Below are 8,016 nucleotides of genomic sequence, written 5' to 3'. Positions count from 1 at the left end.
GCCAGTGCTTTCGCTTCCTGCCGCGAGGTGGCGTATATTACGCTTTCCTCCTTCAGAGTCAACCACTTTTTCAGAAGTTTTCTCCGGCGATTCAGCTTCCTGAACCTTCTGACCCGGTGACCGTCAGGCCGTTGTTCCGTGTCAGTGGAGGCGCATTATAGGGAGTTTCTGACGGCTGACAACCCCTATTTTTAAAAAATTTTCCGACCGTTGTTTTTTTATGCAAAGCCGGGCTAAAGCGCCAGTTTTTCGAGCTTTTCGAAGCCATAACGCCGTAAAACGGGCATTAATTGTACTGCCTGCTCCGTCATTGCCAGACAAAAGGCCAGATTACTTTCTTCGGAGAAGACTTTTGGCGACTCATTTTCCAGCAGCCAGACGGTGCGACGCGCGATAGCCGCGCCGGAGTCGATTAATCGCGTCCCTTCAGGCAATACCTGTTGCAGTTCATCCGCCAATAAAGGGAAGTGCGTGCAGCCGAGCACCACCGTATCGGGCGGCTCTTTCATCCGCAGCCAGGGTTGCAGGATCTGTCTTACCTGCTCCAGCGGCACCTCTTTACCCTGCAGCTTGGCTTCCGCCAGCTCCACCAGCTCTGCGGAACCCAGCATTTCCGTTTTGCATTCACCGGCGAAGCGCTTAACCAGCTCATGGGTATAAGGACGCTTTACCGTCCCTCGCGTCGCCAGCAGGCCGACTACGCCGTTACGCGTTAAGCGCGCAGCGGGTTTAATTGCCGGCACCACGCCGACGACAGGAAAACTGAAACGTTCGCGCAGGGCGGGAAGCGTAACGGTGCTGGCCGAGTTGCAGGCGATAACTACCAGCGACAGCGGATACAGACGCGTAACGGCGGTCACGATTTCAAGCACGCGTTCAACAATAAAAGCTTCGCTTTTTTCACCGTAGGGGAAGGCAACGTTATCAAAGGTGTAGATATAGTGCAGATCCGGCAGCAGCTGCCGGATCTCTTCGCAGACGGAAAGCCCACCGACGCCGGAATCAAACACCAGCACGGTGGGTCGCGGATTAGAAGGTGTAGCTGCCGCTGAGGTAATACTCCCTTCCTGGAGTTTGATAGCCATAAACTGTCTCGTAATCTTTATCAAACAGGTTGGCTATTCTACCACGAACGGTCAGCCGGGATGTGACCGGATACGAAACCGCGAGATCCCATAAGCTGACGCCGCCAAGCTTCACAATTTTGCCGCTGACATCCTGTGAATACTCTTTATCGTAGCGCTGGCCCAGATATTGATAGCTGAGCGACCAGTCGAAGGCATACAGGGTGTAATCAAGCTGATACTTCACCTGCTGTTTGGCGCGACGCAAGAGGATTTCGTTGGTTTCACCGTTACGCGCATCCGTATAGTCATAGGAAAGCGTGTGGCTGACGGGGCCGGTATCAAACGACGCCGTGGTTTCCACGCCTTTAATCGTGGCTTTATTCACGTTGTAGTAGCTGCTGGTTACGTTGCTGTAGTCGATCAGACTATCGATATCGTTGCGATAGCCCGACACGTGCCAGGTAACCGGGCCGGTCAGGCCTTCGAAGCCCCCTTCCCACTGCTTGCTTTGCTCCGGATCGAGATCGCTGTTGCCGCCAAAGGAGCCGTAAAGCTGGCCGATGGTTGGCGCCTTAAAGGCCGTTCCATAGCTGGCGATAACGCGATAGCCTTCTGCGAACTCCCATGCGCCGCTGGTTTGCCAGGTGTTATGCCAGCCAAACTCGGCATGATCGTCGCCGCGCACCGCGCCTTCCAGCGTCAGTGAACCGAACGCCTGCTGGGCTGTTGCATAAAGGCCGGTATTTGTTACTTCGTGGCTGTCGGTAACGTAGGCCGTGCCGGGCTCGATGGTTTGCTTCTGCCAGTCGACGCCGCCGCTAACGCTGCCGTTGCCTACCACAATGTTATTGCCCCATTGCAGATTGTACTGCTGCGAGTCGTCTAACGTAGCGGATCCGTCATACCGTCCCAGGCCTGGGCTGTAGTTGTAATCTTTAGAGTGGCTATAGCTGGCGACAAGCTGAGAAGAGTAAAGCCCGTTATTGAAGCGCAGGCCGCCATCCCACGTCTGGCTGTAAAGCTGACGCGTATCGACATAGGTATCCGGCTTAACATAGGTAGAGTAGCCATCGTAGGCCGTGCGGTTGTCGTAGCCGTAGCCGCGCACGAAACCGCTGAACTCGTCATTGATCTGCTGTTCAATCGCGCCGTAAAGCGTTTTGCTCATAAAGCCATCGCGATCTTTCTGCCGCTCGTTGCCTGAAGCATCCGGATAGTTCGCCACCACATCATACCCTTTGGTATAGGTATAGTTACCCGCCAGGGTCACACGCGTGTTTTCCCCCAGCATCTGTTGCGTGGCGCCGTCATAAGCCTGATAGCCGTTTGAACCGACTCCGGCCGTTAAGGTCGTGCCCGGTTTTTCCCGCCCGGTAATAATGTTAACCACGCCGCCAATCGCATCAGAGCCATAAACGGCCGAGCGCGCGCCGCGCACGTATTCAATACGCTGCACCAGCGAGATCGGGATTTGGCTGAGGTCGGAAGAGCCGCTGATGCCGGCCTGATTCAGGCGAATGCCGTCAATCAGCACCAGCACGTGGCTGGAGTTGGTGCCGCGAATAAACAGCGAGGTTTGCTGCCCCAGCCCACCGTTGCGCGCGATATCCACGCCCGGCAGCCGACGCATCACATCGGCAACGCTTTTCGACTGCCAGCGATCTATCTCCTCGCGCGTGACGACCGTGGTGGGCGCAAGCACGGAGGAAACGGGTTGTGCAAAACGGTTTGCGGTGGTGACCAACGTGCTGTCGGCATCCTGCGCAAAGCCATATTGCGCCCAGAGGGAAAGTGCCGTAGCGCTGAAGGCGAACAGCTTCGGTTTCGTTATCATGGTGTCAGAGCATCCGGTAGATCATGCAGATGCCGCAGGCATACGAGAAAGAACGCGCTCGTAGGAGTTGCGACGTAATCACCGGCAGGTCTTCGGGCTCGGAATCATGAAACGGTGCAGACTTCCCATCCAAAGACAGTGTCAGGCACCCACGACGACATTCCATACCGCTGCGCGTCAGCTCCAGCTTTGCACTGGATTCCCTTTTAACTTATTGAAAGGCCGGCAGCGCATTTTATGGTTAACCCATACAGAATTCCAGACGCCCGCGCATCCAAACGATGCCAGCACCGGACAACGCTGGACATTACGCGGCGGATGCCTACAATCGCAGGGCTTTTAAGGCCCTTAACCCAGGAATGACCATGACTCCCGAACAGCTGCCGATCGAACACTACGATGCCCAACTGGAAGAGAAAGTAGCCCGTCTGCAAACGCTGATGGTTCCTTTTACCGCACAGGATGTCGAAGTTTTCCGTTCGCCAGTCAGCCACTACCGTATGCGCGCTGAGTTCCGGATCTGGCACGACGGCGACGACCTCTACCATATTATTTTTGACCAGCAGACGCGCCAGCGTATCCGCGTCGACAGCTTTCCGGCGGCCAGTGAACTGATCAATCAGCTGATGCCTCGCCTGATTGACGCCGTGCGCGATAAGCCGGTGCTGCGCCATAAGCTGTTCCAGATTGATTATCTCTCCACGCTGAGCAAGCAGATTGTGGTTTCCATGCTTTACCATCGCGCGCTGACGGATGAATGGCAGCAGGCGGCCACGGCGCTGCGTGACGAGCTGCGTGCGGAAGGCTTCGATCTGCATCTGATTGGCCGCGCCACTAAAACCAAAATCTGCCTGGATCGGGATTTTGTGGACGAGCGTTTACCGGTAGCCGGAAAAGAGCTGATCTATCGTCAGGTAGAGAACAGCTTTACCCAGCCGAACGCGGCGATGAACATTAAAATGCTGGAGTGGGCGCTGGACGTGACAAAAGACGCCAGCGGCGATTTGCTGGAACTCTACTGCGGCAACGGCAACTTCTCTTTAGCGCTGGCACGCAATTTCCGTCGCGTGCTGGCTACGGAGATCGCCAAACCATCGGTCGCTTCCGCCCAGTACAATATTGCCGTCAACAATATTGAAAACGTGCAGATTATCCGCATGGCGGCAGAAGAGTTTACCCAGGCGATGAACGGCACGCGCCAGTTTAACCGTCTGGAAGGCATCGATCTCAGCAGCTACGAGTGCGAGACTATCTTTGTCGATCCGCCGCGCAGCGGGCTGGATGAAGAGACGGTAAAAATGGTGCAGGCTTACCCGCGCATCCTTTATATCTCCTGCAACCCGCAGACGCTGTGCGACAATCTGGCTACGCTTTCCGCCACCCATGACGTTGAACGGCTGGCGCTGTTTGACCAGTTCCCCTATACCCATCATATGGAGTGCGGCGTTCTGCTGACGCGGCGCTAAACGCAAAAGAGCGATGCCAGGCATCGCTCTTTTTATTGCACCGTCGGGCGTTAGCCGCCTCTGCGCGCCCGCAGCTTCAGGCCAATCCAGAAAATTAGCGCAACCATCAAAATAGTCTGCACAAAGTTAGAACCGATTTCAGGATATTCCGCGCGGACGATAGCGCTGTAAACCAGGATGCCGAGCAGGAAAAACGCAGCGGCGAGAGAAGGCATGCCGTCCGGCATCGCGCGGTTAAGATAGCGCTGATGCAGGCACCAGGCGGAAAGGCCCAGCGCGATAAGCGGGAAAACGGAAAACGGCACTATCGAACTGAACAGCACCGAAAACGAGCCGTTAATGGATAGCCCGGTCAGAAAGGCCAGCAGCAGCGTACCCTTGTCCCGGCCAGTCGCTAAACTCATCTCACTCTCCTAATCATGGGCGCCTGGCGACACCGCCAGCCGCTCCTGTTCGCGTCGATACCAGTAGTAAGCGCCTTTAGAGATCATCCGTAGCTGCAACACCAGCCGCTCTTCCAGTTGGCGTCGCTGCGCCACGTCGATATCCAGCGCCTCGGCCCCGGCGTTAAAGACAATAATAACCATCGCCTCCGCCTGCGCTTCGGTAAAGCTGCGCGGCATACGATTTTCAACTTCAAGATAGTCCGCCAGCTCGGCGATAAAATGCTGGATTTCACGGGCTACCGCGGCGCGAAACGCGGCCGACGTGCCGGAGCGTTCACGCAACAGCAGGCGGAAAGCGTTGGGATTATTGCCGATGAATTCCATAAATGTGGACACCGAGGTGCGGATAACGCTGCCGCCTTTAGCGATACGCTGACGCGCCTGGCGCATCAGCTGGCGCAGCATCAGGCCGCTCTCATCCACCATTGTCAGCCCAAGCTCGTCAACATCGCGAAAATGACGATAAAAGGAAGTCGGCGCGATGCCCGCTTCCCTGGCGACTTCCCGCAGGCTCAGGCTGGCAAAACTCCGCTCGGCACTCAGTTGGCTGAATGCCGCTTCGATCAGCGAACGCCGTGTCCGTTCTTTTTGCTGCGCTCTGACGCCCATGTTTGTGCCTGTTTTGCCTGCCAGATTTGCACTATATCAAACTTTTCAGCGTACAGCGGTATCAACTTTGTGTACGCCTGTTAACCTTCCGCTTTGTCAATAAATGGCAAATTGAACAGTTAAAATTGGGAACCCGCTCACGAGATGTTAGAATAAAGTTGAAAATTTGTATAAGAATATAGGACGTATTGGTATGCAACAGTCTTATGATTACGACGCCATCGTGATTGGTTCCGGTCCTGGCGGCGAAGGCGCGGCGATGGGCCTGGTTAAACAGGGCGCGCGCATTGCCGTTATCGAGCGTTATCACAATATCGGCGGCGGTTGTACCCATTGGGGAACCATTCCATCAAAAGCACTCCGCCACGCCGTCAGCCGCATTATCGAATTTAACCAGAATCCGCTTTACAGCGATCACACCCGCCTGCTGCGCTCTTCTTTTGCTGACATTCTGAACCATACGGAAAACGTTATCAGTCAGCAAACGCGGATGCGTCAGGGCTTTTACGAGCGCAACCGCTGCGAACTGTATCAGGGCGACGCCCGTTTCGTTGACGCCAACACTATCGAAATCGTTACGCACGACGGCAGCGTGGAAAGACTGACCGCTGAGAAATTTGTTATCGCCTGCGGCTCGCGTCCTTATCATCCGGTAGACGTGGACTTTACCCATCCGCGCATTTACGACAGCGATTCCATTCTTAATCTGCATCATGAGCCTGGCCACGTGATTATTTATGGCGCGGGCGTGATCGGCTGCGAATATGCTTCTATCTTCCGTGGACTGAACGTAAAAGTTGATTTAATCAACACGCGCGATCATCTGCTGGCGTTTCTCGATCAGGAAATCTCAGATTCGCTTTCCTACCATTTCTGGAACAGCGGCGTGGTTATCCGCCATAACGAAGAGTTCGAGAAAATCGAAGGCGTCAGCGACGGCGTGATCATGCATCTGAAGTCCGGCAAAAAAGTGAAGGCCGACTGCCTGCTGTACGCCAACGGCCGTACCGGGAATACCGATGCGCTGGGGCTGGAAAACGTCGGGCTGGAGGCGGACGGCCGTGGCCTGCTGAAGGTCAACAGCATGTATCAGACCGCCCAGCCGCATATTTATGCCGTAGGCGATGTGATCGGCTATCCAAGCCTGGCTTCTGCCGCTTACGATCAGGGCCGCATTGCCGCTCAGGCGCTGATGAAAGGCGAAGCGAACGCGCACCTGATTGAGGATATCCCAACCGGTATTTATACCATTCCGGAAATCAGTTCGGTGGGCAAAACGGAGCAGCAGCTGACGGCGATGAAGGTGCCTTACGAAGTGGGTCGGGCGCAGTTTAAGCATCTGGCGCGCGCACAGATTGTGGGGATGAACGTCGGCAGCCTGAAGATCCTTTTCCACCGTGAAACCAAAGAGATCCTGGGGATCCACTGCTTTGGCGAACGCGCTGCCGAGATCATTCATATCGGCCAGGCCATCATGGAGCAGAAAAACGGCGGCAACACGATTGAATACTTCGTGAATACCACCTTTAACTATCCCACCATGGCCGAAGCCTACCGCGTGGCCGCGCTGAACGGGTTAAACCGCCTGTTTTAACGCGCTGTTCATATAGCCCTGCATATGGGTGCGGATCGCCTCTGCCAGCTGCTCATAGCGGCCGCGCAGCGGCGAGCCTGGCCGGTACACCAGCGCGATGGTGCGCTGCGGTTCCGGCTTGTAGCACGGCAGATAGCAAACGCCGTCGCGCACGCGCTCTTTCGGCACCGCCAGCGCGGGCAGCAGCGTGATGCCGCTGCCTGCCGCCACCATATTACGCAGCGTTTCCAGGCTGGTGGCGCGGAAATGCGTGTCTTCGTCTGCCCCGGCCTGAAAGCAAAAGCCCATTGCCTGATCGCGCAGGCAGTGGCCGTCTTCCAGCATCAGCAGCTTCTCGCCAGACAGATCCGACATCGGTACGCGATCGCGGTCGTGCCACGGATGATCCTGATAGATCGCCAGCTTCATCGGCTCATCAAACAGCGGCACCTCGATAAAGGCTTCTGACTCTTTCACCAGGGCCAGGATCGCGCAGTCGAGCTTGCCGCTGTCCAGCTGCGCCAGCAGCTGCTGCGTTTGCGCCTCGTGCAGATACATCTCCAGCTTGGGAAAGGTTTTGTGCAGCGTCGGGATAATCTGCGGCAGCAGATAAGGTCCCACGGTCGGGATCAGCCCGATATGCAGCGGTCCGGACATCGCCTCGCCCTGCTGGCTGGCCATCTCTTTCAGCACCTTGACCTCGCGCAGCACGGTGCGCGCCTGGTCGACCAGCAACAGGCCAGCCTGAGTGAAAAGCACTTTACGGCTGGTGCGTTCTAACAGCATAACGCCCAGTTCATCTTCCAGCTTGCGGATCTGACCGCTGAGCGTAGGTTGACTGACGTGGCAGGAATCAGCTGCCCGTCGGAAATGCCGATGTTCAGCCAACGCTACCAGATACTCAAGATCGCGAATATTCATCTTTTCCTCCGAGCCACGATAGTTCATGGCGATAGATAGAATAGCAATCAACGATTAGCCCTATCAAGCCCGGATGATAATAATGTCACCCGTTCGAGAG

Annotated in this window: 7 protein-coding genes and 1 riboswitch; of the genes, 2 read left to right on the top strand and 5 right to left on the bottom strand. The window is 55.9% G+C overall.

Annotated features, from left to right (window positions below; genetic code table 11):
* Positions 1 to 233: 233 nt before the first annotated feature.
* Both murI and btuB read right to left on the bottom strand, forming a co-directional pair.
* Positions 234 to 1,085, bottom strand: a complete 852-nt coding sequence (gene murI, locus AB6T85_RS21305) for a glutamate racemase (RefSeq protein WP_125290550.1) — start codon at positions 1,083 to 1,085, stop codon at positions 234 to 236.
* Positions 1,030 to 2,901, bottom strand: a complete 1,872-nt coding sequence (gene btuB, locus AB6T85_RS21300) for a TonB-dependent vitamin B12 receptor BtuB (RefSeq protein WP_369896592.1) — start codon at positions 2,899 to 2,901, stop codon at positions 1,030 to 1,032. Before btuB ends, murI begins: the two co-directional genes overlap by 56 nt.
* Before the next feature lie 66 nt (positions 2,902 to 2,967).
* Positions 2,968 to 3,140, bottom strand: a riboswitch (cobalamin riboswitch).
* Positions 3,141 to 3,266: 126 nt separating this feature from the next.
* Between btuB and trmA the strand changes: the two genes are divergently transcribed.
* Entirely contained in the window at positions 3,267 to 4,367 is a 1,101-nt protein-coding gene (trmA, locus tag AB6T85_RS21295; RefSeq protein WP_253457149.1) for a tRNA (uridine(54)-C5)-methyltransferase TrmA, read from the top strand.
* Between the two features lie 50 nt (positions 4,368 to 4,417).
* Here trmA and AB6T85_RS21290 read toward each other — a convergent pair whose 3' ends face one another.
* Entirely contained in the window at positions 4,418 to 4,771 is a 354-nt protein-coding gene (locus AB6T85_RS21290; RefSeq protein WP_253457144.1) for a YijD family membrane protein, read from the bottom strand.
* Between the two features lie 9 nt (positions 4,772 to 4,780).
* Positions 4,781 to 5,422 carry an HTH-type transcriptional repressor FabR gene (gene fabR / locus AB6T85_RS21285; RefSeq protein ID WP_253457141.1) on the bottom strand — a complete coding sequence of 214 codons (642 nt, stop codon included), beginning with the start codon at positions 5,420 to 5,422 and terminating at the stop codon, positions 4,781 to 4,783.
* A gap of 193 nt (positions 5,423 to 5,615) precedes the next feature.
* Between fabR and sthA the strand changes: the two genes are divergently transcribed.
* The gene (gene sthA, locus AB6T85_RS21280; protein WP_253457139.1) at positions 5,616 to 7,016 is read left to right on the top strand and encodes a Si-specific NAD(P)(+) transhydrogenase; all 1,401 of its coding nucleotides are present in this window, start codon (positions 5,616 to 5,618) and stop codon (positions 7,014 to 7,016) included.
* Here the strand turns inward: sthA and oxyR are convergent.
* Entirely contained in the window at positions 6,999 to 7,916 is a 918-nt protein-coding gene (gene oxyR, locus AB6T85_RS21275; RefSeq protein WP_253457136.1) for a DNA-binding transcriptional regulator OxyR, read from the bottom strand. The genes sthA and oxyR overlap by 18 nt on opposite strands.
* Positions 7,917 to 8,016: the final 100 nt, after the last annotated feature.

The organism is Erwinia aeris, assembly GCF_041224955.1.
Taxonomy (GTDB): Bacteria; Pseudomonadota; Gammaproteobacteria; order Enterobacterales; family Enterobacteriaceae; genus Erwinia; species Erwinia aeris.
The sequence above is the reverse complement of the archived record's forward strand: the minus strand, read 5'-3'. Positions and strand labels throughout refer to the sequence as shown.